The 24238-nt window shown below is 65.9% G+C and carries 20 protein-coding genes; 5 read left to right on the top strand and 15 right to left on the bottom strand.

The window, feature by feature from the left end; genetic code table 11:
• The gene (locus tag F3J44_RS17455; RefSeq protein WP_167274406.1) at positions 1-1347 is read left to right on the top strand and encodes an acyclic terpene utilization AtuA family protein; all 1347 of its coding nucleotides are present in this window, start codon (positions 1-3) and stop codon (positions 1345-1347) included.
• Positions 1344-1664, top strand: coding sequence for a hypothetical protein (locus tag F3J44_RS17460; RefSeq protein WP_167070475.1), 321 nt, complete (start codon positions 1344-1346; stop codon positions 1662-1664). Before F3J44_RS17455 ends, F3J44_RS17460 begins: the two co-directional genes overlap by 4 nt.
• Positions 1665-1761: 97 nt before the next feature.
• Here the strand turns inward: F3J44_RS17460 and F3J44_RS17465 are convergent, their stop codons facing one another.
• Positions 1762-3864 carry a TonB-dependent receptor gene (locus F3J44_RS17465; RefSeq protein WP_167274409.1) on the bottom strand — a complete coding sequence of 701 codons (2103 nt, stop codon included), beginning with the start codon at positions 3862-3864 and terminating at the stop codon, positions 1762-1764.
• Positions 3865-4025: 161 nt separating this feature from the next.
• Complete coding sequence (locus tag F3J44_RS17470; protein WP_167070479.1) at positions 4026-4400, bottom strand: RidA family protein; 375 nt, start codon at positions 4398-4400, stop codon at positions 4026-4028.
• 151 nt (positions 4401-4551) lie between these two features.
• Between F3J44_RS17470 and F3J44_RS17475 the strand changes: the two genes are divergently transcribed.
• Positions 4552-5247 (top strand): tRNA (adenine(22)-N(1))-methyltransferase TrmK, encoded by a 696-nt coding sequence (locus tag F3J44_RS17475; RefSeq protein WP_167070481.1) that lies wholly within the window; start codon positions 4552-4554, stop codon positions 5245-5247.
• Position 5248: 1 nt separating this feature from the next.
• Here the strand turns inward: F3J44_RS17475 and F3J44_RS17480 are convergent, their stop codons facing one another.
• Positions 5249-5515, bottom strand: a complete 267-nt coding sequence (locus F3J44_RS17480) for a DUF2790 domain-containing protein (RefSeq protein ID WP_167274412.1) — start codon at positions 5513-5515, stop codon at positions 5249-5251.
• A 123-nt stretch (positions 5516-5638) separates the two neighbouring features.
• On the opposite strand from F3J44_RS17480, the gene F3J44_RS17485 reads away from it, so the two are divergent.
• A complete protein-coding gene (locus tag F3J44_RS17485; protein WP_167274414.1) occupies positions 5639-6571 on the top strand; it encodes a LysR family transcriptional regulator in 933 nt (310 codons plus the stop codon).
• A gap of 269 nt (positions 6572-6840) precedes the next feature.
• Here the strand turns inward: F3J44_RS17485 and F3J44_RS17490 are convergent, their stop codons facing one another.
• The 12 genes from F3J44_RS17490 to F3J44_RS17545 form a co-directional block, all read right to left on the bottom strand.
• Positions 6841-7140 carry a hypothetical protein gene (locus tag F3J44_RS17490; RefSeq protein WP_167274417.1) on the bottom strand — a complete coding sequence of 100 codons (300 nt, stop codon included), beginning with the start codon at positions 7138-7140 and terminating at the stop codon, positions 6841-6843.
• Positions 7141-7256: 116 nt separating this feature from the next.
• Positions 7257-8546, bottom strand: coding sequence for an MFS transporter (locus F3J44_RS17495; RefSeq protein ID WP_167070491.1), 1290 nt, complete (start codon positions 8544-8546; stop codon positions 7257-7259).
• A gap of 408 nt (positions 8547-8954) precedes the next feature.
• Positions 8955-10277: an MFS transporter gene (locus F3J44_RS17500; RefSeq protein ID WP_167274419.1), complete on the bottom strand. Its 1323-nt coding sequence runs from the start codon at positions 10275-10277 to the stop codon at positions 8955-8957.
• A gap of 87 nt (positions 10278-10364) precedes the next feature.
• Positions 10365-11303: a hydroxymethylglutaryl-CoA lyase gene (locus tag F3J44_RS17505; protein ID WP_167274422.1), complete on the bottom strand. Its 939-nt coding sequence runs from the start codon at positions 11301-11303 to the stop codon at positions 10365-10367.
• Positions 11300-12493, bottom strand: coding sequence for a CaiB/BaiF CoA-transferase family protein (locus F3J44_RS17510; RefSeq protein WP_167274425.1), 1194 nt, complete (start codon positions 12491-12493; stop codon positions 11300-11302). Before F3J44_RS17510 ends, F3J44_RS17505 begins: the two co-directional genes overlap by 4 nt.
• Before the next feature lie 179 nt (positions 12494-12672).
• Positions 12673-13584 (bottom strand): LysR family transcriptional regulator, encoded by a 912-nt coding sequence (locus tag F3J44_RS17515; protein WP_167274427.1) that lies wholly within the window; start codon positions 13582-13584, stop codon positions 12673-12675.
• Between the two features lie 7 nt (positions 13585-13591).
• Positions 13592-14725: an HlyD family secretion protein gene (locus F3J44_RS17520; protein ID WP_167274429.1), complete on the bottom strand. Its 1134-nt coding sequence runs from the start codon at positions 14723-14725 to the stop codon at positions 13592-13594.
• Positions 14722-16371 carry an MFS transporter gene (locus tag F3J44_RS17525; protein WP_167274432.1) on the bottom strand — a complete coding sequence of 550 codons (1650 nt, stop codon included), beginning with the start codon at positions 16369-16371 and terminating at the stop codon, positions 14722-14724. Before F3J44_RS17525 ends, F3J44_RS17520 begins: the two co-directional genes overlap by 4 nt.
• Before the next feature lie 337 nt (positions 16372-16708).
• The gene (locus tag F3J44_RS17530) at positions 16709-17731 is read right to left on the bottom strand and encodes an NAD(P)-dependent alcohol dehydrogenase (RefSeq protein WP_167274435.1); all 1023 of its coding nucleotides are present in this window, start codon (positions 17729-17731) and stop codon (positions 16709-16711) included.
• 41 nt (positions 17732-17772) lie between these two features.
• Positions 17773-18807 (bottom strand): AraC family transcriptional regulator, encoded by a 1035-nt coding sequence (locus F3J44_RS17535; protein ID WP_167274437.1) that lies wholly within the window; start codon positions 18805-18807, stop codon positions 17773-17775.
• Positions 18804-19724, bottom strand: a complete 921-nt coding sequence (locus F3J44_RS17540; RefSeq protein WP_167070512.1) for a GGDEF domain-containing protein — start codon at positions 19722-19724, stop codon at positions 18804-18806. The genes F3J44_RS17535 and F3J44_RS17540 overlap by 4 nt, the downstream gene beginning before the upstream one ends.
• 264 nt (positions 19725-19988) lie before the next feature.
• Positions 19989-21383 (bottom strand): metallophosphoesterase family protein, encoded by a 1395-nt coding sequence (locus tag F3J44_RS17545; RefSeq protein ID WP_167274440.1) that lies wholly within the window; start codon positions 21381-21383, stop codon positions 19989-19991.
• A gap of 362 nt (positions 21384-21745) precedes the next feature.
• On the opposite strand from F3J44_RS17545, the gene F3J44_RS17550 reads away from it, so the two are divergent.
• Positions 21746-24214, top strand: a complete 2469-nt coding sequence (locus tag F3J44_RS17550; protein WP_167274443.1) for a TonB-dependent receptor — start codon at positions 21746-21748, stop codon at positions 24212-24214.
• Positions 24215-24238: the final 24 nt, after the last annotated feature.

Below are 24238 nucleotides of genomic sequence, written 5' to 3' on the forward strand. Positions count from 1 at the left end.
ATGAACACCTTGCGAATTGGCGCTGGCGCCGGCTATTCCGGCGACCGCCTGGAGCCCGCCGTGGAGCTGGCCCGTGATGGCCAGTTGGATTACCTGATTTTCGAATGCCTGGCCGAGCGCACCATCGCCCTGGCCCAGCAGGCGCGCCTGGCCGACCCCGAGGCCGGCTTCGACCCCTTGCTGGCCACCCGCATGCGCGCGGTGCTGCCGTACCTGCGCCAGGGCGGCCGGCGCCTGCGCATCATCAGCAACATGGGCGCCGCCAACCCGCGTGGTGCGGCGCGCCAGGTGCTGGCCATCGCCGCCGAGCTGGGCCTGCACGGGCTGAAGGTAGCAGCGGTGGAGGGCGATGATGTGCTGACGGTGCTGCGCCAGCACCCCGACTGGACGCTGGACAATGGCCAGCGCGTGGCGGACCTTGGCGAGCGCCTGGTATCGGCCAATGCCTACCTGGGCGTCGAGGGTATCGTCGAGGCACTGGCGCTGGACGCCGATGTGGTAATCACTGGCCGCGTCGCCGACCCTTCGCTGTTCCTGGCCCCGCAGATACACGCCTTTGGCTGGGCGGCGGACGATTGGCTGCGACGTGGCCGTGGCACCTTGACCGGGCACCTGCTGGAGTGCGCCGGGCAGGTCAGCGGCGGCTATTTTGCCGACCCGGGGGTGAAGGAGGTGCCCGACCTTGCGCGGCTGGGTTTCCCCCTGGCCGAGATTGACGGCGATGGCCACGCGCAAATCACCAAGGTGGCCGGCAGCGGCGGGCGCCTCGATGTGGCGACCTGCACCGAGCAGTTGCTGTATGAAGTGCATGACCCGCGCTGCTACCTGACCCCGGATGTAGTGGCCGATTTCTCTGCCGTGCGTTTCGACGCAACAGGGCCTGACCGGGTACTGGCCAGCGGTGCCAGCGGCACCGAACGGCCTGAGCAGTTGAAAGTGACCGTGGGCTACCGCGACGGCTGGATCGGCGAAGGGCAGATTTCCTACGGCGGGCCAAATGCCGTGGCGCGCGCCCGCTTGGCCGGGCAGGTGGCGATGCAGCGCCTGGCGTTGACCGGTGTTGCGGTCGAGGAACTGCGCTGTGAACTGCTGGGCGTCGATTCGCTGCACGGCAGCAGCTTCGGCCAGCCCGGCGAGCCCTGGGAGGTGCGCCTGCGGGTGGCCGGGCGCTGCGCTACGCGGGCCATGGCCCAAGCCCTGGGCAACGAAGTGGAAACCCTTTACACCAACGGCCCGGCAGGCGGTGGCGGTGCTACCCGGCAGGTGCGTGAAGTGCTGGCGGTGGCCAGCCTGTACCTGCCGCGCGAACTTGCAGTGCCCCGTGTTCACCTGGAGGTATGCCCATGACCCTGTACTTGCACGAGCTGGCCCACACCCGTACGGGGGACAAGGGCGATACGTCGAATATCTCGCTGATTGCGTTCAGGCCTGAGGACTACGGGCTGTTGCTGCGCGAGGTGACGGTGGAGCGGGTCGAGGCCTGGTTTGCGCATCTGCGTGATGCGGCGGCGGGGCCGGTGCGGCGGTATGAGCTGCCACAGTTGCATGCGCTGAATTTCGTGTTGCCGGGGTTGTTGCGCGGTGGAGTGACGCGGTCGTTGGCGCTGGATGCCCATGGCAAGTGCCTGGGGGCGGCGTTGTTGAGGATGCAGGTGCAGCGTTAGACGGTAGATCGGTGGGGCCGCGTTGCGGCCCATCGCGACCTGCGGTCGCTCCTACCAGGGGCGTGTGAAGGGAAGGGCCGCAACGCGGCCCTGAATGTCAAAACTGATATTCGAGCCCTGCACCGGCGTACCAGGACCGTCCCGGCGCCGCCTCGTAATACCGGCCATTGCCGTCGCCGACAATCACCGACCCCACGTACTGGCGATCCAGCAGGTTGTCCAGGCGCACCAATTGGTGGAAGGTCCACGGCCCAACGTGCTGCTCGAACCGGGTACGCCAGTTGAACACCGCATAGCTCGGCGCGGCATGCTGGTCGTTGGTGTCCTCGACATACACCTGGCTACGGTATTGCCCCTCAAGGCCCATGCTGATGCCATCGCGCGGCTTCCACACCAGTTCGCCGAACAGGCTGCTGCGCGGTATACCGGGAAGCTGGTTGCCTTTGTCGATGGTGGTGGTGCCTTGGCTGAACGCCTCGTCATAGGCGGCGTCGAGCAGGGTGTAGGTCAGGTTGGCCTGCCACTGCGCACTGATTTCACGTTGCACGCCCAGCTCGAAGCCACGGCGCAGGGTCTTGCCGGCATTGCGGTAGCTGGTGCGGCCATCGGTGGAGGCGGCCACCACGATTTCGTCCTTGGTACGGATTTCGAAGACCGCCGCGTTGATCCGCGTGCGTTCGTCTGGGCGCCATTTAAGGCCCAGTTCGTACTGGGTGCTGGTGGCCGGCTCCAGGCCGAAGTTGAAGCCTTCCAGCGCGCCCGGCGCGTAGGCCATTTCGGCCTGGGTCGGGGTTTCGAACGCCTTGCCAGCGCTGACATAGCCATGCAGGTCGGGGGTGAAGGCGTACATCACCGACAGGGTCGGGGTGGTGCGCTGGTAGGTCTTCGAGCCGCTGGCATCGCCATTGGCCAGGTAGTGGTCGTCGACTTCCATTTCCATGCTGCTGTGGCGCAGGCCGGCGTCCACGGTCCAGCGGTCCAGTTCCCAGTGCGCCTGCACATAGGGGTCCAGGCTGGTGGCGGTGTCCTTTTCGTCGCGGCGCAGCTCGCCTTTCACGCCCAGGGTATCGCCGCTGAAGTTCTGGTAGCCACGGCGGTTGTCGCGGCTGCGGTCGTAGTCGGCGCCAAACGTCAGCGTGAGGTTGCCGGGGGCGGCGCTGATCGGTTGTATCCAGCGCAGGGTGCCGCCGTGGAACTCGCGGTCGAAGTCGACCACACCGCCGCCGCGGTTGTTCGGCGCAGTGCCTTTGGGAATCGACAGGTACTGAATCACGCTGCGCTTGCCGGCATACAGGTTGAACTGCAAGGTGGCGTCGCCGAAGTAGCGTTCGTAGTTCATGCCCACCTGCTGGTGGTGAATGCTCTTGCGCGTGTTGTACTCCTCGGCGCGCGTGGCCACCGAGCGCGGGTCGTGCTTGTAGGCGTCCCAGGTCTGGCCCAGCGGGTCTTCGGTGCCGTTCTGCTCCAGGGTGCTGAAGGTCAGCGCCAGGCGGCTGTCTTCGTCGGGCTTGACGTGCACCTTGGCGAAGGTTTGGTCGCGGCGGGCGGCGCTGTGGTCGCGGTAGCCGTCGGTGTCCATGCGCGAGGCGTCCACCAGGAAACCGGCTTTTTCGCTGCCGCCTTCGCTGTACAGGTGGTTCTTGTTGAAACCGTCGCTGCCGAAGGTGGTTTCGGCGCCAACCTTCGGTGGCCCAGAACCGTCGCGGGAGAACATCTGGATCACGCCGCCGGCGTTACTGCCATAAATGGCCGAGGCCGGGCCGCGCAGCACTTCGATACGGTCGGCAACGTCCAGGTTCAGCGAGGCCGCCTGGCCCTGGCCATCGGGTGTGCTGGCCGGGATACCGTCGCTGAACAGCTTGATGCCACGGATGCCGAAGGCCGAGCGGGCGCCATAGCCACGCGAGGAAATCTGCAGGTCCTGGGCGTAGTTCTGGCGGTTCTGCACCACCAGGCCAGGCACGCGGTTCAGCGCCTCGGACAGGTTCACGCCCAGTTGGCCATCGGCGATCTGCTGGCGGTCGACGGTGTCGATGGAGTAGGGCAGGTCGAAGCTTGGGTTCGGCGCGTAGGTGCCGGTGACCACCACCGGCTCCAGCAGTTGGAAGGTGGTGGCAGGTTCAGCCAGGGCCAGTGGGCTCAGGCCCAGGCTGGGCAACAAGGCAATCAGGGCCTTGCGGCGCAAAGGGGGATAATGCATGCAGCTTCCTGCTTAAGGGTTGGAAGAGCCGGGGCCGCGTTGCGGCCCTTCGCAGGCAAGCCTGCTCCTACAGGAACAGCGCATGGCCCTGTACGTGTAGGAGCAGGCTTGCCTGCGAAGGGCTGCAAAGCAGCCCCGGCTCTGTCACGGTAAAATCGGTTTCAGGCCTTGGCGGCCATGGCGGTGACTTCCACGCGCATGTCGGGGAAGGCCAGCGCCGCAACGCCCACCGCCGCACGCACCGGCCAGGGTTTGCTGAAGAAACGCTGGTACACCTCGTTGAACACCGCGCGGTCAGCCATGTCGGTCAGGTAGATGGTCAGGTGCATCACCTTGTCCATGCCGCTGCCGGCCTTCTCCAGGGCGACTTTCAAGGCCTCAAGCGTAGCTTCGCTCTGCTGCACGATATCGCCCAGCACCAGGTTGCCGTCGGCATCGGTGGGAATCTGGGTGGTGACCAGGATGCCGTTGTATTCGGCCACGTCGGAGGAAATGGACTCCGGGTCGGAATCCGGGGTGTAGATCAGCTTAGCCATGGGAACGTTTGCCTTGCGACGGAAGGAAAGTGGCAAGCCTACGCGAGCGCGGCCAATGGGTCGAGCCGCGCGCCCCGCCGAGCGCCTGCACATTGAAATACCACGCCCTGGCCGTCAGAATCGCCGCCGATCGTTATGCAAGGGGCTTGAGTTGAACGAACAGACTTTGTCGATGCGCCTGGAGCGCGTGGCGGCGCATGTGCCGCAAGGCGCGCGCCTGGCCGATATCGGCTCGGACCACGGCTACCTGCCGGTGGCCCTGGCGCTGCGCGGGGTGATCGAGGCAGGGCTGGCGGGGGAGGTGGCGCAGGTGCCGTATGCCTCGGCCCAGCGCAACGTGCGCCGCAATGGCCTGCAGGAGAAGGTGACCGTACGCCTGGCCGATGGCCTGGACGCCATCGAGCCCTCGGATGCCATTACCGCCATCAGCCTGTGCGGCATGGGCGGGCAAACCATGTGCGACATTCTTGAACGCGGCAAGGCGCGGTTGAGCGGCAAGCAGCGGCTGATTCTGCAGCCCAACGGCGGCGAACGTGAACTGCGTGGCTGGTTGATGGCCAACGGTTACCGGATCGTCAGCGAGGAGTTGCTGCGCGAGAACCGTTTCGACTACGAGATCATCGTTGCCCAGCCCTGTGAGGCGGTGGCCTACAGTGCCGAAGAGCTGTACTTCGGGCCGCTGCTGATGCGTGAAAAAAGCCCGGCCTTCGTCACCAAGTGGCAGCGCATGCTGCGCCAGAAGCAGCAGAGCCTGGACAACTTCGAACGTGCCCGGGATGCCATCCCCCAGGCAAAACGGCGCGATTTCGCCCAGCAGATTGGCTGGATCAACGCGGTACTGGCCTGACTCATTGCTGCGAGCAGTTACCCATTTCCTGGTAGTTGATTTCGCGGCGCTGGCCTTGGTGGTCGACATACACCATGTGCGCGGTGCCCACCTGGCAGTCGGCGGCGTTGCTGGCCGGGGTGATCGAGATGACCTTGGCCACGTCCAGCGGCATGCCGTAGCTGTAGTTGGCATGCTGGCTGGCAGCGGCCGGGGCGCCAGCGTCGGCGTAGGCACCGAACGAAGCAAGGGCGGCAGACAGGGCGAGGAAGGCGATCGAACGTTTCATGGCAGGCTCCTTTTCGATGTTTTACCTATGATGTATTCGTTTGTGATCCACAATAAATGGGCTAAGTCGTGATAGATTCCTGCCTGGAACGTACGAATAAGAACGGATAAGGAACCAGCCCCCATGGACATGCTGCATGCCATGCGTACCTTTGCCCGGGTGGTGGAATGCGGCAGCTTCGCCGCCGCTGCCAATGCCCTGGATATCTCTGCCGCGCAGGTGTCGCGCATCGTCGCCGAGCTTGAAAACCAGCTGCAGACGCGGCTGTTGCACCGCACCACCCGGCGCCTGCGCATGAGCGAGGCGGGCGAGCGGTTTCTAGAGCGGGCGCGGCAGATCATGCTGCTGACCGATGAGGCGATGGACGAGGCACGCGGCGCGCACCTGACCCCGCGTGGCCACCTGCGCCTGCACTGCCCGCATGGGTTGGGCATGCTGCTGATGCCGTTGGTGGCGGGCTACAACGCGGTGTGCCCGGAGGTGGTGATCGAACTCACACTGTCCCAGCGCAACCCCGACCCGCTGGCCGAGGGGCACGATGTGGTGATCACGGTGGACGAGGCGCTGCCGGATTCGCAACTGATTGCCGTGCCCCTGGGCAATATCTTCAGCATCCCTTGCGCCGCACCCAGTTACCTGGAGCAGCACGGCACCCCCGAGCGGCCTGAGGACTTGCACGAGCATCGCTGCCTGCGCATGGCCTACCCGATGTACGAGGGCGACTGGGTGTTCCCCCACGGGCTGGACCACTGCGTGATCGCCCCGCGCGACAGTTTCATGACCAACGTGGCGGACGCCATGCTGGTGGCCAGTGAACTGGGAATGGGCATCGGCTTGCTGCCGTTCTACACCGCGAGCCAGGCGATCGAGCAAGGGCGCTTGCGGCGGCTGCTGGCGCCGTATCGGTTGCGCGAGAGTGCGTTGTACGCGATCTACCCGTCACGGCATTACCTGGATGCCAAGGTACGGACCTGGATCGACTACCTCAAGGAGCAGTTGCCGGCGTTGTTCGAGGGGCATGCCAAGGTGGTCGATGATTCCCAGTATTGGGTGTAGCAGGGCCGGCCTCTTCGCTGTCGCGCAAGGAACATTGCCAGCAGTCGCGCCGCAATCCCCTGTAGGAGCGGGCTTGCCCCGCGAACACCGGCGCAGCCGGTGCCATACACCGCGTCGCCTGCTTCGCGGGACAAGCCCGCTCCTACAGAAATACCAGTTAAATCAGATGGTTACGATTTGTTCCATAGGAGCGGGCTTGCCCCGTGAAAGGGCCCGTAGCGCCGCCATCAATCCCAATGCAAACAACTCCATGGGTAGCCCAGCCGCCGTCAGTGGCTGTCCTGGTCTTCGGCGGTGCCACCGCTGTGCCCGGCGCCTGAGCCGGTTGCCTCACCGGTGCTGTTGGAGCCGCCTGCGGCACCGTCGGCGGCGTCGCTGCCGGTGTCGCTGCTGTCGTTGTCCTGGCCGCTGCCGGGGCTGTTGACGCTGCTGCCTTGGCCTGCGGTCTTGCCGCCTTGCTGGTCGGTTTGCGGCTTGCTGTCGGTGTTGGTGGCATCGGTGGCGGCATGGCTGGTGGCCGAGGCCAGGCCGAGGGCAAGGGCGAGCAACAGCGGTTGCATGCGGATCATGGCGCGTCTCCTGGGAGGATGATCTGTCCTTGCTTTGGCTGGGCGGCGCCGGCAGGGTGCCGCTTGGGCGACGAGCGGTCAGAAACGACAAGGGCCGCAATGCGGCCCTTGGGGTGTTACTTGGCGTCTGCCGGCGCGGTGGGCGCCACCGGTTCCAGGGGCGGGTGCTCCTGCGCCGCGTGCATCAGGTCTTCGGTTACCCGCAGCTCTGCGCCGGTGGGCGAGAAGGTGGTGGAGGCGGCGAACGGCGCCGGGTGCTCGGCTGCCGGGCGCTTGCCACGGCGCCAGAGGAAGAAGCAGACCATGCCCAGGTTGACCACGGCGAAGGCCCAGAACAGGCCCACTTCGCCAAACTCGGTCATTGCCGGGGAAATGGCCAGCGGCGCCATGGCCGAGCCCAGCGAGTTGATCAGCAGCAGGCCCTGGATCATCGGCACCAGGGCATCCGACGGCGCACGGTCGGCGGCGTGGCTGACCGCGACCGGGTACAGCGCGAACACACCGCCGCCCAGCAGGAACATCACGGCCGGCAGCAGCGCCGAACTCGACGGCAGGAACACGGTGACCAGCGACAGCACCATGCACAGTGCAGCCAGGGCAATCAGCACATCCTGGCGGTCTTTGCGGTCGGACCAGCGGCCCACCGGGTATTGCAGCAGCATGGCGCCGAGGATCACCCAGGCCATCATGTTGCCGACTTCGCCCACGTCCAGGCCGATGCGTTGCAGGTACAGCGGCAGCAGCGCATAGATGCCGGCAATCACCACGCCGGAGCCGAAGCAGCCCACCAGCCCCGACGGCGCAACGCCCAGCAGCTGGCGCGGTTTCAGCGGTTCCACTTGGTCGAGCAGCGGCGAAACCCGTGGCAGGATCACGATTGGCAGCACCGACAGCGCGGCCAGCATGCCCGCCAGCATGAACGGGGCGCTGTCACCCAGGCGGGTGATTTCGCCAAGGCCTGCCTGGGCAATCACGCCTGCGCCATAGAAGGCGATCATGTACAGCGCCAGCAGGCGCCCGCGGATTTTCGCGTCACCGGCCAGCAGCAGCCAGCTTTCGATCACCAGGAACACGCCCACCGCTGCCCAGCCGTTGATCAGGCGCAGCACCGACCACCAGGTGGTGTCGTAGAACAGCCCTTGCAGCAGGATGGTGGCGGCGATCAGCGAGGCGAAGCTGGTGTAGGCGCGGATATGGCCGATGCGCAGGATCAGCCGGTCGTTGAAGATCGCACCCAAGGTCAGGCCGATGAAGTAAGTCGACGAGACGATACCGATGGTCGTGGCCGATTCACCGGCAGCGTCCAGGCGCAGGGTGGTAAGGGAGTTCATGAAGCCGTTGCCCAGGGCAATGATGAACAGCCCAAGCAGGGGCGCCAGCGCCATGGCCAGCAAACGCGGAGACATACATACCTCAAGTTGGAGTGGCGGTTAGAGAACGCCTCTTCGAACGTGCACGCCAAACAGACCCACGAAGGGCCTGGGGTGCACGGATGTGCCTGGGCTGGATGCGACCTGGGCAAGACTCAACCGCTGGACCCTGTGGGAGCTGGGCCGGGCGGGGTCGGTTGAGCCTATTTCACATGGGCTTCATGTGTTCAGGCCTGGACTCTGTCGTTGCTGCCGGTTGCCACCGTTCAAGGCGACGGGCGAAAAGGATGGGCGATTCTACGGCCTGTGGTGGATTTGCCCAAGAGGCTAAGGCCTGCGACCGGACGACGCAGGGCGGGGCGCGACAGGTTTGTGTCTGGATCAGACATCATTGGGGCCTGCAACGGCCTCTTCGCGGGTTTACCCGCGAAGAGGCCTGACCGGTCACAGGTCGCGGTTACGCAGCTTTTCCGGCAAGGCAAACAGCACCAGCAGCGCGGTCACCACGCAGGTGCCGGCAATCAGGTACAAGGCCGGCGTGGTGGTGCCTGTCAGGTCGCGAATGCGGCCCACCAACACCGGGCTGACGATTCCGCCCAACTGGCCCAGGGTGTTGATCAGGGCGATTCCGCCTGCCGCACCTGCGCCGGCCCCGGCCAGCAGTTTCGGCGGCAATGCCCAGAAGCTCGGGATCGACGCCACCACCCCTGCGCCCAGCAGCCCCAGCGACACCAGCAACAGCGGCGTATTGTCATCGAACAGACCGGCGCAGAGGAAACCCAGTGCGCCCACGCCAATCAGCCCAGCAGTGAACCAGCGTCGCTCGCCGCTGGCATCCGACAGCCGGCCACACACCACCATGGAAATCGCCCCGCACACGTAGGGTATGGCGGTGAGCAGGCCAATCATCGAAGGGTTCTCGGTGCCGGCACTGCGGATCAGTTGTGGTGCCCAGAAGTTCAAGCCATAGGAGGCGATCTGGATCAGGAAGTAGATCAGGCCCAGGGTCAGGAAGCCCGGAATGCGCACTGCCTGCAGCAGCGAGCCCTGGCCGTGGGCGGCCTGCGGCGGGTCGATACGCGAGAGCAGCAGCGTTTTCTCACCCGCGCTCAGCCAGCCGGCATCCTCAATGCGGTCCTTGAGCAGGGTCAGCACCAGCAAGCCGAGGGCGATGCAGGGCAGGCCGCCGAGCAGGAACAGCCAATGCCAGCCGCGCATGTCCAAGGCGCCATCCAGGTGGCCGAGGATCAGCCCCGAGAAGGGGGCGCCGAACAGCCCGGCAAACGCCGAGGCAAGGAACAGCAGCGAGGTGATGCGGCCGCGGTAATGGCGTGGGAACCACAGCGTCAGGTAATACAGCACACCGGGGGCGAAACCGGCCTCCATGGCGCCGATGATGAAGCGCAGGGCATAGAACTGCCATTCGTTGTTCACGAACACCATCGCCGCCGTGGCCAGGCCCCAGGAGATCATGATGCGGGCGATCCAGCGGCGAGCCCCGACTTTGTACAGCATCAGGTTGCTCGGCACCTCGAACAGCACGTAGCCCACCACGAACAGGCTCGCGCCCAGGCCGTAGGCGGTGTCGCTGAAGCCAAGGTCGGTCTGCAGCTGGAATTTGGCGAAGCTGATATTGATGCGGTCGAAAAAGGCGAACAGGTAGCAGACCATGATCAGCGGCATCAGCCGCCAGGCAACCTTGCGTACCAAGGCTTTTTCGCTGTCGGCGGTGCCATTGGCAGCCGTGTGCAGGGCGGAAAGACTCATTGTGTGTTCTCCAGTCGGGCCGCGGCGTTGCGCGGCCCTGTTGTTCTTGTTGTCTGGTGGGGCCAGGCCCCTGGGTAATACGGTGATTCAGGCCGGCAAGCCGGCAGGCAGTGGGTGCAGGTCGCCGTTGCGCCCGGCCTTGGCCAGTTGCCCGGGAACGTCGTGGCCGAGCAGGGCAGGCAGGCTTCGGGCCAGTTGCAGCAGGCCGTCCAGGTCGATGCCGGTGGGGATGCCGGTTTCCGCGCACAGGTTGGCCAGGTCCTCGCTGCAGATGTTGCCCGAAGCACCCGGGGCGAACGGGCAGCCGCCGAGCCCGCCCAGTGCGGCATCGAACCGGCGCGCCCCGGCTTCATAGGCGGCCAGCACGTTGCACAGGCCAAGGCCACGGGTGTTGTGGAAATGCAGGGTGAGCATGTTTGCCGGCAGCCGTTGCAGGCTGCGCCGCACCAGGCGTTCCACCTGGCGCGGGTTGGCCATGCCGGTGGTGTCGGCCAGGGTCACGCCCTGTACGCCCAGTTCCAGGTAGGCATCGAGCAGGCGCAGCACCAGGTCCTCGTCGATCTGGCCTTCGAACGGGCAGCCGAATGCGGTTGCCACCGTGGCATTGAGGCTGACCGGGCGCCCCTGCACGGCCTGGACGATCTCAGCGAAACCGGCCAGGGATTGTTCGCGGCGCATGCGCATGTTGGCCAGGTTGTGCGACTGGCTGGCCGAGAGCACCAGGTTCAATTCGTCGGCGCCCGCCGCCAGGGCGCGCTCGGCGCCTTTGAGGTTGGGGATCAGCGCGACATAGATGACCCCCGCCTGGCGGTGGATGCCGCGGAACACCTCATCGCCGTCGCGCAGCATCGGGATGGCCTTGGGCGAAACGAACGAGCCGGCCTCGATGCGGTTGAAGCCCAGCTGGGAAAGGCTGTTGATCAAGGCGATCTTCGCGTCGGTGGGCACCCAGGTCGGTTCGATCTGCAGGCCGTCACGCGGGGCAACTTCCTGGATCACCAGATGGTCAGGGTTGAGCGCAATCATTGCACCACCCCCTGTTCGCGCAGGCGGGCGATGGCGTCGGCACCCAGGCCCAGCTGGCCCAGCACCGCGTCGGTGTGCTCGCCCAGCGCCGGGCCTTGCCAGTCGACCCGGCCTGGGGTGGCCGAGAGCTTGGGCACGATGCCGGGCATGCGCACGTGGGTGCCATCGGGCAACTGGCTGTCGAGCAGCATGTCGCGGGCTTGATAGTGCGGGTCGTTGACGATGTCGGCCACCGAGTAGATGCGCCCGGCGGGCACTTCGGCCTGCTCCAGCGCGACCAGCACGGCGTCGATCGAATGCTGGCGGGTCCAATGTTCGATGGCGTCGTCGAGCAGCCTGGCCTGGGCGGCGCGGCCGTCGTTGTGGGCGAACTCGGGGGCATCGGCCAAATCGGGGCGACCGATGGTTTGCATCAGGCGGCGGAAAATCGGGTCGCTGTTGCCGGCAATCACCACGAAGGCGCCGTCTGCGGTGCGATACGTGTTCGACGGGGCGATGCCGGGCAGGGCGCCGCCGCTGCGCTCACGCACATGGCCGAGCAGGTCGTATTCGGGGATCAGGCTTTCCATCAGGTTGAACACGCTTTCCACCAGCGACACATCGACCACCTGGCCGACGCCGCCGTTGGCGCGCACATTGAACAGCGACAGCAACGCCCCCATCACCGCATGCAGCGAGGCCAGCGAGTCGCCCAGGCTGACCCCGGCGCGGGCGGGTGCAGCGCCGGGTTCGCCGGTGGTGTAGCGGATGCCGCCCATGGCCTCGCCAATGGCGCCGAAGCCTGGGCGGTCGCGGTAGGGGCCGCTCTGGCCATACCCGGAAATGCGCACCAGGGTCAGGCGTGGGTTCAGTGCATGCAACACGTCCCAGCCCAGGCCGAGCTTTTCCAAGGCGCCGGGGCGTAGGTTTTCGATCAGGACGTCGGTGTCCTGGAGCAGTTGCTTGACGATGTTCAAGCCTTCGGCGGCCTTGAGGTCCAGGGCCAGGGACTTCTTGTTGCGTGATTGCAGGTACCACCAGAGGGAGGTGCCGTGGTGCAGCTTTCGCCACTTGCGAAGAGGGTCGCCCTGGCCCAGGGCTTCGATCTTGATCACGTCAGCGCCGAATTCACCGAGCAGGCGGGCGGCAAACGGGGCGGCAATCAGCGTACCGATTTCCAGCACCCGAATGCCTTCGAGGGGAGCAGGCATGTTGCGTACCTCATTGTTCTTGGACTTTGAGGTGGAGGGTAAGGCGGGCGGGGGGCGGGGCACCAACCCTGTGTGGGCAACTACCGTTCGCGATTTGCGAAGGGTCGAGGCTTACCTGTGGTGGCCTCTTCGCTTGTAGGAGCGGGCTTGCCCCGCGAAGAGGCCGGTACAGGAAGACACTAATCCTGGTCCCCACGCAAATGTTCGAACAACATCCGGCTCACCGGCGACAACGCTTCCAGCTCGCGCACCACCAGCAGCAGCTCCCGCTCGGCCCAGTCGTCGCTCAGCGCCACCGCGCGCAACCCCAAAGCCCCGCCAAACAGCTCAAAGGCCTTGCGCGGCAGGACACCCACACCCATGTCCGCCTGCACCATGCGGCACACTGCATCGAAACTCGGCACATGGATGCGCAGGCGCAGTACCTTGCCCGCCCGGCGTGCGGCCTCGACGGTGCGCATGTTGATCGAGCTGGCGGAATGCAAGCCGACGAAATCATTCTCCAGGGTGTCGGCAAAGGCTACCCGGGGCTGGTCGGCCAGCGCATGCCCTTCACGCACCACCAGCACCAATTGGTCCCGCGTGTAGCGCACTGCGTGCAGTTCGCGGGTGTCGCAGTCGCCCGAGCAGATACCCAGGTCGGCCACGCCGTCGAGCAGGCCCTGTACCACGCCGTTGCTCGGGCGCTCTTCCAGGTCGACCTTGATCTGCACATGGTGGCCGCTGAATTCGGCCAGGTCCTCAGGCAGGAACTGGATGATCGCCGACAAGTTGGCGAGCATGCGCACATAACCGCGCACGCCTTGCAGGTGCTCGCCCAGCTCCAGGCCGATTTTCTCCAGGTTGAACAGCATGCGCCGGGCATGGTGCAGCAGGGTTTCGCCGGCTGGGGTCAGTTGCATGCCGCGCGCCTGGCGCAGGAACAGCGGCGAGCCGAGGGCACTTTCCAGCTCGTTGAGGCGCTTGCTGGCCGCCGACAGGGCAATCGACTCCCGCGCTGCGGCGCGGGTCAGGCTACCTTCTTCATGCACGGCTACGAACAGTTGCAGGGTGACCAGGTCCAGGCGGCGGATCAGGTTGTTCAGTTGCATGGTCCGTTCATTCCACCGGGCGGGTATCGATGCTCACCACCACCGACATGCCCGGGCGCAGGTGCCGGGCTTCGGGCTGGTCGGCATCCACGGTGATGCGCACCGGGATGCGCTGGGCGATCTTGACGAAGTTGCCGGTGGCGTTGTCGGCCTGCAGCAGGGCGAACTCCGAGCCGGTGGCTGGGGAAATCTGCTGCACATGGCCGCGCAGTTTCAGGTGGTTCAGGGCATCGACGGTAAAGGTGGCCGCCTGGCCGATGCGCACGTCGGCCATTTGGGTTTCCTTCATGTTGGCGATCACCCACAAGGTGTCGGGCACCAGCGCCATGAGCTGGGCGCCGGAGTTCACGTAGGCGCCCAGGCGTGTGCCGATCTGCCCCAGCTGGCCGTCGCGGGGGGCGGTGACGCGGGTGTTGTCCAGGTCGATGCGGGCCAGCTCCACGGCGGCCTTGGCGTTTTCCACGGCCGCTTCCAGGGCCGCGCGGTTGACGATGACCGTTTCGCGGTCCTGGCGGGCGATTTCCAGCGCAGCCTTGGCCTGGGCCAGGCTGGCCACGGCTGCGGCCTCGCTGGCGCGGGACAGGTCCAGGGTGCTGCGCGACACCGAGCCGTCGCTGACCAACGCCTGGCTGCGGCTGAGGTCGGCCTTGGCCTTGGTGGCCTGGGCCTGGGCGTCGCCAATGGCCGCCTGGCGCTGGGCGATGGTGGCCTCGGCACTGTTGCGTTGCTGCAGGTTGTTGGCCAGCGATGCCTGTTGCTGTTGCAACTGGGCGATGGCCTGAGCCAGGCGCTGCTTGTAGATACGGTCGTCCAGTTGCACCAGCAGGTCGCCGGCCTTGACGAACTGGAAGTCGTGCACCGGCACGTCGACGATGTAGCCGCTCAGCTGCGGCCCGATGATCGTCACCTGGCCGCGTACCAGGGCGTTCTCGGTGCTCTCGATGGCGCTGCTGAATGGCGGCAGGCGCCAGGCGTAGAGCACCAGCAGGATACCGGCCAGGGCCACGCAGGCGAAGCTGACGGTGGAGAGGATGCGGACCCGGCGGGTGCGTACCGGGCTGCTGGGTTCGCTGGGCGGAGCGACACCTTCCGGGGTTTCGGCAAGGGCCGTGGTGGTGGTGCTGCGGGTTTCTTCGGTCATCGCTTGGCAGTACCGCTGGTGGCGTCTTGTGAAGCGGCCTGGCGGGCCTTGTAGCGCAGCCAGGAACCGCGAATAGTAATCCAGATCATGGTCAGCACGGCGATGCTGCCGATCAGCATGAATACATCGTTATAGGCCATCACGTTGGCCTCGCGGGTGGCCGCGCTGGCCAGTGCGCGCAGGCCGGCCTCGCTGCGCAGCGCCGGGTCGGCGATGACTCCGGTGTAACTGGCGCCGCTGCTTTGCACGCGGGCGTTGACCAGCGGTTCCAGGTAGCTGAGGCGGTCCATCAGGTGGCTGGAATGGAATTTCTCGCGCCAGGTCTGGAAGGTGCCGAGCAAGGCTGCACCGATCAGGCCGCCCAGGTTGTTGCAGATGCCGAACAGCACCGAAAAGCTCACCAGGTTGCGCGGGTTGGCGCGCACGTGGCTGATGCCCAGGGCCATCGACGGGCCGAGGAAAAAGGTGCTGCCGAAGGCCAGCAGGAACTGGCTGAGGTACATCTGTGCCGGGCGCGTGAGGTTGCTTGAGCTGCTGTCCATGAAGGCGCCGGTGGCCATGGCGGCCAGCGAGATGAACAGCGGGATGATCAGGTGGGTCGGGGCAATGGTCAGGGCGCTGGTGGCCAGGCCCGCCACGGCGCCCAGCAGCATCACCCAGTACAGCGCACGCATTTGCTCGCTGCCCATGTTCAGGGCCTGCAGGAAGCCGACGGCGCCGGTGGACTGCTCGGAGGTAACCATGCGGATCAGGACCACGCACAGGCCCAGGCGGATGATGGCCCCACTGCCCAGCCAGCGCGTCATCAGCAGCGGGTTCTGGCGGTTGTGTTCAATGGCCAGGCCTGAGAGCACCAGGGCGATGGACGCTGCCAGGGCGACGCCGATCCACGGGGCGTCCAGCCACCAGTCGATGCGCCCGAGCGACAGCACCGCGCAGAGCAGGGCGGTGCCGCTGGCCATCAGGGTGAAGGTGAGAAAGTCCAGTGGCTCGAAGGTTTTGAAGCGGTCGCCGGGGGGCAGCTTGAGCATCAGCACGCAGCCCAGCGCTGCCAGTGCCAGGCCCAGTTCGAACAGGTACAGGCCGCGCCACTCGGCGATCTGCAGCAGGTCTTCGGAGAAGATCCGCGCCAGGGGCAGGGCCAGTTGCGAGGCGCCAAGGCCCAGCACCATGGCCTTGAGCCGCCAGCGTTCGGGAAAGGCCTGGATCATGTAGTACAGGCCCAGCGAGCTGAGCGCGGCACCGACCATGCCGTGGGCGGCGCGCACGGCGATGGCCGAGTTGAGGTCGTTGACCAGCAGGTGGGCGAAGGTGACCAAGGCGTACAGCACCAGGAATACCTCGGTGAAGGCGCGCAGGCCGAACTGCTGGCGGAATTTCACCAGCAGCAGGTTGATCGAGACGTTGGTCATGACATAGGCGGCGGGTAGCCAGGCCATTTCGGCGCTGGTGGCACCCAGGGCGCCTTGCAGGAATACCAGGTTGGCGGTGACCAGTGCGTTGCCCAGGCCGCCGGTGATCGCCACCAGCAGGCCGACCACGCCGTAGGCCAGGCGCTTGGCTGGGGTGTGCAGGGGCGTGGAGGGCGAGCCGGGGAGGCTGGGTTTTTCGTGGGGGAGCCACTGGCGGGGGGCGTATTTGTCCATGGGGGAGACTGTACGTCAGGGGGATTGGCTTGGGAACTGGGGCGCCTGTGAGATCGAGCGCCGCCCGCGCGGCGCTTCGCGAGCTGCGCTCGCTCCTACGTTTGTTTCGGGCCAGTTATGCCTGTGAAATGCGCGCGTCCGCCTTGTTTGTACGACGCGGTGTTGTGCCATGCGCCAAAGCGTTCGCGCGCAAATGCCCCAGGATTCACTGGCCCGAAACAAACGTAGGAGCGAGCGCAGCTCGCGAAGCGCCGCGCGGGCGGCGCTCGATCTCACAGGCGCTGGCAATCGTTCGCCATGCCACAGGCGCTGCAATCGTTCGCCATACCCCACAATCTCAAGCCCCCGCATCCAACACGATCCGATACCGCGCCTTGCCGCTGCGCAGGTGCTCGATCGCCTCGTTCACCCGGCTCATCGGGAACATCTCAACCTGCGGCAAAATCTGGTGCCGAGCACAGAATTCGAGCATTTTCGCCGTCCCTGCCGGCGAGCCGACCGGGGAGGCAGAGAGGCTTTTCTGCTGCGGTATCAGGTTGAACACATGCACCGGGATCGCTCCCGGCACCACGCCAACGAAATTGACCCGGCCACGGTCGCGCAAGGTGCCGATCATGGCCGTCCAGTCGAGGTTGGCGTTGGCCGTCACCAGCAGGAAGTCCAGCGTTCCGGCGATTGCCTGCAGCGCCGCGCTGTCGGTAGACGCCACCACCTTGTGCGCGCCCAGGCGCTTGGCTTCCTCCTGCTTGGCCAGCGATGAGGTGAAGGCCGTGACCTCGCAACCCCAGGCATTGAGAAAACGCAGGGCCAAGTGGCCAAGGCCACCGATGCCGACCACGCCGACGCGATCGGTGGGCTTCACATCGAACGCCAGCAGCGGGTTGAACACCGTGGAGCCTGCGCAGAACAATGGCCCGGCCAGCGCCGGGTCGAGCCCTTCTGGCAGCGGGACCGCCCATGCCCAATGCGCCCGGATGCGGTCGGCGAAACCGCCGTTGCTGCCAATGATGGTCGGTTGCACCGAACCACACAGGTTGTGCGCGCCTTCCATGCAGGGCGCACAGTGCATGCAACTGCCTTTGTACCAGCCAACACCGACCCGTTGGCCCGCCTGCAGCCCCCGCACGGCGCTGCCCACGGCTTCGATGCGGCCAACCACTTCATGGCCGGGAATGAACGGGTAGCGGCTGACGCCCCATTCGTTGTCGATCATCGACTGGTCGGAATGGCACACGCCGCAGTATTCCACGGCAACTTCTACATCGTCGGCCGCCAGGCTGCCAGGGTCGTAGCTGTAGCGCTCCAGCGGCGCGCCGGCGGCGGTGGCGGCCCAGCCGGTGAAGGGAGTGGCATTGCTCATGAGGCACCTCCAGTGGGTTGGCGAAGCCTGGCAAGTGTAGTTCAGCCGGCGCCTTGCCAGTCCGCCAGCAACGCCAGCTCGCTGGGCACCCGCCCGGTCCAGCGCTTGAACGAGCGGCGGAAGTTGGTGCTGTCGCTGAAGCCCAGGTACTGCGCCACTTCATCGTTGCTGTAGCCCTTGACTTGGTAGAGGTACAGCGCCTGGTCGCGGCGCACCCGGTCCAGCTGCTCCTGGAAATTCGAGCCATGGCGGGCCAGGCGGCGCTTGAACGAGGCAGGGCTGGTGCCGAAGGCGGCGGCCACACGCTCCAGGTTCAACGGCTGGCGAATCAGCCCGTGCAGGTACTCGTACACCAGGTCGAGAAAACTCACCTGCCAACCCCAGGCCGCCAGCTGCGCGTCGCAGTGCTGGCGGGCCACCTGCTGGGCGGTGGAGCCAGCGCCAGGCCAGGCGCGTAGCAGGTATTCGCGGGGCAGGCTCATGACCGTGGACGGGCAGCCGAAGGCCACGGCATCGCCCAGGTGTACCCAGTATTGTTCGACATAGGCCGGCTCGGCGTGGCTGAACTGGAAGCGCCAGGGCAACTTTTCCTGTTGCTGACGGCGAGCCAGGGCCACCACCGCGGTCATGCTGGCCTCCAGCAGGAAGCGGCTCTGCTCGCCAATTGCGCAGCTTTCGCGCCAATACAGGTGCAGGTGGTGTTCATCCAGGCGCAGTACCGGGCTGAGCAGGGGCGACAACAGTGCGCGGTACTGGGCGATGCGCTCCAGCGCCTGCAACAGGTGGTCGGCCTGCTCCAGCAACAGGCTGGCAGCGCCGTAGTGCCCGGGCCACAGGCGCTGGCCGTAGAGAAAGCTGCTGTCGTCGGCGCCGAGCAGGCGTTGGGCATTGGCGATCAGGCGCAGGAACTGCTGGGGGCTGAGCCGGGCCTGGCCGGTGATGATGTCGTCGTAGAACAGCCCGCAACCGCGCAGCAAATGGTGGGTGTCGATCTGCCGCGAGCGGGCCAGGTCGATCAGCGCGGCGGGCAGGTGGTGGGCGGTGATGAAGCGGCTGTCGCCGTCGTAGCCGTTCATGCCCGGCGCGCCTGGCGGGGCTTGGCCTGAGCCAGGGCCTGGTTGAGGCGCTTGAGCAAGTGCGGCGGGTCTTCGTCCAGCGCCATCACGCTGGCCACCGTTGCCGCCAGGTGCAAGCGTTCGCCATGGCGGCTGGTGTGATGGGCTAGGTGGGCGATGCTCTGGCCCAGGGCTTGCGCCATGGCTTGGGCCTGACGCTCACCGGTGTTCGGCAGCACCGCGACGAAGCGGTCGCCGGCCAGGCGGCAGAGCATGTCTTGCTGGCGCAGGTTGAGCAGCAGCAACTGGGCGACCACCTGCAGCACCAGGTCGCCTTCATCCTGGCCGTAACGCTGGTTGACCTGGCTGAAGTCATCCAGGTCGATGGCGATCAACGACAGCGCCTGTTGCTCGCTGGCGGCCTTGGCCAGCGCCTGTTGCAGGTGCTGGCGCAGATACTGGGCGCCGGACAGCGGGGTGAGGTGGTCGAACAGGCGGTGCTCGCGGAACAACTGCTCGCGCTTGCGCATCTGCGCGGTGATGGCGTGCTGCTCCTGTTGCAGGTGGTACATGCCCAGGGTCAGCAACAGCATGCCCAATGGCATCGGCGCGGTTTCCAGCCAGTTGTCCCAGACCGCTTCGGGGGGCAGGCGGATGAACTCGTCGAGGGTGTCCATCCACATCGAGAAGGCGGTGAAGCACAAGCCCAGGGACAGCAGGCGGGTGACCCGGCCGGCGGGGCGCCCGTGCAGCAGCATCACCAGCCAGCCACAGAGGATCAGGCAGGTGCCGCCTTCACCGGCAACGTCCATCCAGTTGATCTCGGCCCAGGCCTTGATCGTGCCTGCGGCCAGGTAGATGAGCAGGCCGGCGTTGGCGGCCAGGAGCAGGCCGGCCAGGGTCAGGCCGTGTTGCTTGAAGAGGGATCTGAGAGGCATGGGGTGTCCTGTGGTCTTGTTGTCGCCAGTACCGGCCCTTTCGCAGGTAAACCCGCGCTCAGGGAACAAATCGCAAATAGCTGATTTAACGGAGAATCCTGTAGGAGCGGGCTTGACCCGCGAAGCAAGCACCGCGGTGCATGGCACCGGCTGCGCCGGTGTTCGCGGGGCAAGTCGGATCGCCGCACCGCCGCTCCTACAAAGGATGGCGGCGGGCCTACGTGCGATGCAGCATGCAAGGGCTTTATCTCAATCCGATGACGCTCACTTGCCCCGCGCCGTGCACGGCAGGCCGTCTGGCCCCATATCGGCCTGGCAGTAGCGTTCGCTGGCCAGTGCCAGCTTGGGTTCGTGCAGGAACTTGCGGCCCTTGGCGTCGCGGTTGATATCGAAGGCGTCATACAGCCGGCCATCGGCCGAATAGGTACGAACCTGCAAGCGCTCGCGCTCGACGGAAACGGCCTGGTAGAGCTGCGTGTCTTCCGCCGTGCGGTCCGGCTGGTTGCGGGCGCGGTCGTTGAGCCCGTACATTTTCGACCCGGTCACCGACACCATGTACACCGGGCCAATGGCCTGCTTCGCCTGCTGCGCGGCGCGGGTGGCCTGACGCCCTTGGGCGTGGGTCAGGCGGCTGTAGCAGTGGTCGTGGCCTTGCAGCACCAGGTCGACCTTGTAGCGTTCCAGCAGGGGTTGCCAGGCGGCCTTGAGCGGCTCGGTGTCTTCGGGGCGGGCGCAGGTGTAGACCGGCTGGTGCATGACCACGATGTTCCAGCGTGCCTTGCTGGCTTTGAGCACGTTTTCCAGCCACGCGGTCTGCGCCTGCAGGGTGCCCAGGTCCAGCGCCGAGGTGCCGTCCAGGACCACGAAGCGCACGTTCTGGTAATCGCTGAAGTAGCTGGTGGCGGCCACGCCAGGCGCGCCGTTGCGCGGCAGGGCGAACTGCGCGGGTACATGGGGGCTGAGGCTGCGGCTTTCGCTGCCGTCAGGGTTCAGGGTTTCCAGGTACTCGTGGTTGCCGAACGCGGTCAGTTGCGGGATCGCCGCGTATGCCCAGCCACCGGCCTGGTTCCATTCGCCCCATTCATCGTCGTGGGCAAGGTCGTCGCGCGAAGCCACCAGGTCGCCGGCATGCACCACCAGGGCCGGTTGCGCCACGCTACGCAGGGCCTGGCGGATGGTGCGCGAGGCGATGGCGAGGATGTCGTTCTGGGTATCGCCCAGGTAGATGAACGAGAACGGTGCGAAAGCGGCCTGGGCCGTGCGGAACTGGTGCCATTCGCTCCAGCCGGCGCTGCCTTTGACCCGGTACACGTAGGCCGTGCCCGGTTGCAGGTGCTCCAGCCGTACCTGGTGGTAGTTGGCCGGGCCGTTGTCGCTGTCCAGGCGCTGGGTGGTGCCGCCCAGTGCGCTGGCCTTGGCCGCCAGCGAAGGGCCGGCCAGGGCGGGGCCGAGTTCGAGCACGGCATCGGCCTGGGCCAGGTCGGTGCGATAGCTGATCGCCATTTGCGTGGCGGCGTCCTGGCCTGGGGTGAGCACGATTCGGTCGGCCAATGTGCCGGCGGCGTAGGGCTGGCCGGGCGAGCGCGGCACGGCGCTATCGGCATTGGCGTGGGCGAGGGTGGCGCAGAGCAGGGTGGCGAGTAGCAGGGGGCGGTGCATGGGTTTTCCTCGGTGAGCCCGAACGGCGTGATGGGGCGCAAAGGAAACAAAGGCGGATGACGGTTCGGTTACCGGCAGGGGGGTCGATTGGGCTCAGGTGATTGGTGCATGCCTTGGCGTTTTTCTGCGCCTGGGCGAGCACCCGCCGCCGGCGCGGCGCTCGATTTCCAAGCGCCCAAAATGCCACGACTCACCTTGCGCCCAGGTCATTTCAGCTCAATTCCCCACGAAAACCCCATGAATCCGGCCATTTCAGCCAGCGTGCCCGCCCCCCTGTCACGTAAGTGCCACACACTCTTCCTAGCTTTCGCTGCCATTCCCGGGCTCACCGGGCCACTGCAAGCGAGGGTTCCAAGGTGGCAATGCCGTTTCGTCACATCCGCAATGCCGGATTCAGGGTCAGCCTGCTGACCGTCGCCATCACCGCCACACCGGCCTGGGCCGAGGACGAGGTGGTCGAGCGGGTCGAGGTGATTGGCCAGGCCGCCAGCATCGACAAGGCGCTGCGCGAGCAGAAAACCGCCGACAGCATCAAGAGCGTGGTGCATGCCGATGGCGTCGGCCAACTGCCCGACGACAACGCGGCTGAAGCCTTGCAGCGCATTCCCGGCCTGTCGGTGGAGCGCGACCAGGGCGAAGGCCGTTTCGTCAGCGTGCGCGGCATTGCCCCGGACCTCAACAGCGTGACCATCAACGGCACCCTGGTCCCGGCGCCTGAAGGCGACCGCCGCGCCGTGGCACTGGACGTGCTGCCGGCTGAGCTGGTGCAGTCGCTGTCGGTGGTCAAGACCCTGACCCCCGACATGGACGCCAACTCGCTCGGTGGCACCATCGAAGTGGAAAGCCTGTCGGCCTTCGACCATGACGGGCTGTTCTATACCCTCAGCGGCGAAGCCAGCCACGACACCAACGTCAGCCGCAACAGCCCGAAATTCTCCGGCGCGGTGAGCGACCGCTTCAGCCTGGGTGATGGCGTGAACAACTTCGGCGTGGCCGCGGCGTTCAGCTGGCAGAAGCGCAAGTTCGGCTCCGACAACGTCGAAACGGGTGGCAAATGGGACTTCGACGATGGCGCCCGGCTTGAGGAAGTCGAAGCCCGCGACTACCAAATCACCCGCGAGCGCACCGGCCTGGGCCTGAACTTCGACTACCAGCCCGACGATTTTTCCAGCTATTACCTGCGCACCCTCTACAGCAAGTTCAAGGACACCGAAACGCGCAATGCCCAAGGGCTGGAGTTCGCCGACCCGCAAGGCAGCGGCCAGCGTGGCGAAGCCGAAGGCTGGCGTGACCTGAAGTCGCGTGAAGACACCCAGGAAATCCAATCTTATGTGCTGGGCGGCGAGCGCCTGATCGACCGTTGGACCGTCAGTGCCCAAGCCGGCTACAGCCAGGCCACCGAGAAAGACCCCGGCGGCATTGCCGGCGCCAAGTTCGTTGGCGATTTTGACGAGGTGGGTTTCGACGGCACGCGCAAGCCGCGCCTGAGCGTGGGCAGCGCGTTCTACGACCCGGCCCGCTTCACCCTCGATGAAGTGGAATGGGAAAAGGTCAGCGGCAAGGACCAGGAAAAGAACATCCGCCTGGACCTGGCCCGCGACTACGATTTCGCCGATGCCGCCCAGGTCAAGTTCGGTGGCAAGCTCAGCCGCCGCGACAAGACCAGCGACACCGAAACCTGGGTGTATGACGACTTCGACGATGTCAGCCTGGCCAATTACCAGGGCGGCAATGTCGACTACGCCCTGGGCAACTACGGCAATGGCATCAGTGCCAGCGCCATCAAAGGCCTGATCGGCAGCCTCGACCGGGCGGCGTATTACGACGAGGAAGCGTCGCGCATCAACGACTTCGACATGCGCGAAGACATCAACGCCGCCTACCTGATGAACACCGTCGATATCGGCGACCTGCGCCTGATCGCCGGCTTGCGCTACGAGGGCACCAAGTTCAACGCCAAAGGCACCGGCCTGCGCGATGGCGTGTACGAAAGCATCGACAGCAGCAACCGTTACGACCACTGGTTGCCGGGTTTGCATGCGCGCTATCAGCTGACGCCGGCCACCGCGCTGCGCGCCGCCTGGACCAACACCGTGGTGCGCCCGACCTTTGGCCAGCTGGCCCCAGGCTTCGTCATCGACGACAGCGACGCCTCGTTCGGCAACCCCACGCTCAAACCGCTGGAGTCGATGAACCTGGACTTCGGCATCGAGCACTACATGGGGCGTGCCGGCACCGCCTCGGCGTTCCTGTTCTACAAGGACATCGACCATTTCATCTACAGCACCGACCTGGCCGGCACCGGCGACTGGGTTGACTTCGACGAGGCGCTGACCTTCGAGAACGGCGGTGGTGCCAGGCTGTACGGCCTGGAACTGGCCTACTCGCAGAAGTTCGATTGGCTGCCGGCACCGTGGAACGGCCTGCTGGTCGGCGCCAACCTGACCCTGAGCAAATCCCACGCAACCCTCGAAGGCGCGGGCGGCAAGCGTGGCATCGACCTGCCGAACCAGTCCGACACCGTGGGCAACGTCATGCTCGGCTGGGAAAACGACCGCCTCAACCTGCGCTTGGCGGCCAACTACAAGTCCGGCTACCTGCTGGAGGTTGCAGCCCTCGACGACAAGGCCCACGACCAGTACGCCGACGACCAGGTGCATGTCGACTTCAAGGCCGGTTACTTCCTCACCCCTGAGCTGCAGCTGACCTTCGAGGCCCAGAACATCTTTGACGAGCCTTATTACGTGTACAGCGGCCACCGACGTTACAACGCCCAGTACGAGGAATACGGCCCGACCTACAAGATCGGCCTGACGCTCACCCATTTCTGATTCGCAGCCTTTTAGGGATTTTGC

Origin of the sequence: Pantoea sp. Tr-811 (assembly GCF_011752535.1) — a bacterium.
Classification (GTDB): Bacteria; Pseudomonadota; Gammaproteobacteria; order Pseudomonadales; family Pseudomonadaceae; genus Aquipseudomonas.

Coding starts and splice junctions, on each gene's coding strand:
- F3J44_RS17455 (WP_167274406.1), top strand. CDS start 1: ATGAACACCTTGCGAATTGGCGCTGGCGCCGGCTATTCCGGCGACCGC.
- F3J44_RS17460 (WP_167070475.1), top strand. CDS start 1,344: ATGACCCTGTACTTGCACGAGCTGGCCCACACCCGTACGGGGGACAAG.
- F3J44_RS17465 (WP_167274409.1), bottom strand. CDS start 3,864: ATGCATTATCCCCCTTTGCGCCGCAAGGCCCTGATTGCCTTGTTGCCC.
- F3J44_RS17470 (WP_167070479.1), bottom strand. CDS start 4,400: ATGGCTAAGCTGATCTACACCCCGGATTCCGACCCGGAGTCCATTTCC.
- F3J44_RS17480 (WP_167274412.1), bottom strand. CDS start 5,515: ATGAAACGTTCGATCGCCTTCCTCGCCCTGTCTGCCGCCCTTGCTTCG.
- F3J44_RS17485 (WP_167274414.1), top strand. CDS start 5,639: ATGGACATGCTGCATGCCATGCGTACCTTTGCCCGGGTGGTGGAATGC.
- F3J44_RS17490 (WP_167274417.1), bottom strand. CDS start 7,140: ATGATCCGCATGCAACCGCTGTTGCTCGCCCTTGCCCTCGGCCTGGCC.
- F3J44_RS17495 (WP_167070491.1), bottom strand. CDS start 8,546: ATGTCTCCGCGTTTGCTGGCCATGGCGCTGGCGCCCCTGCTTGGGCTG.
- F3J44_RS17500 (WP_167274419.1), bottom strand. CDS start 10,277: ATGAGTCTTTCCGCCCTGCACACGGCTGCCAATGGCACCGCCGACAGC.
- F3J44_RS17505 (WP_167274422.1), bottom strand. CDS start 11,303: ATGATTGCGCTCAACCCTGACCATCTGGTGATCCAGGAAGTTGCCCCG.
- F3J44_RS17510 (WP_167274425.1), bottom strand. CDS start 12,493: ATGCCTGCTCCCCTCGAAGGCATTCGGGTGCTGGAAATCGGTACGCTG.
- F3J44_RS17515 (WP_167274427.1), bottom strand. CDS start 13,584: ATGCAACTGAACAACCTGATCCGCCGCCTGGACCTGGTCACCCTGCAA.
- F3J44_RS17520 (WP_167274429.1), bottom strand. CDS start 14,725: ATGACCGAAGAAACCCGCAGCACCACCACCACGGCCCTTGCCGAAACC.
- F3J44_RS17525 (WP_167274432.1), bottom strand. CDS start 16,371: ATGGACAAATACGCCCCCCGCCAGTGGCTCCCCCACGAAAAACCCAGC.
- F3J44_RS17530 (WP_167274435.1), bottom strand. CDS start 17,731: ATGAGCAATGCCACTCCCTTCACCGGCTGGGCCGCCACCGCCGCCGGC.
- F3J44_RS17535 (WP_167274437.1), bottom strand. CDS start 18,807: ATGAACGGCTACGACGGCGACAGCCGCTTCATCACCGCCCACCACCTG.
- F3J44_RS17540 (WP_167070512.1), bottom strand. CDS start 19,724: ATGCCTCTCAGATCCCTCTTCAAGCAACACGGCCTGACCCTGGCCGGC.
- F3J44_RS17545 (WP_167274440.1), bottom strand. CDS start 21,383: ATGCACCGCCCCCTGCTACTCGCCACCCTGCTCTGCGCCACCCTCGCC.
- F3J44_RS17550 (WP_167274443.1), top strand. CDS start 21,746: ATGCCGTTTCGTCACATCCGCAATGCCGGATTCAGGGTCAGCCTGCTG.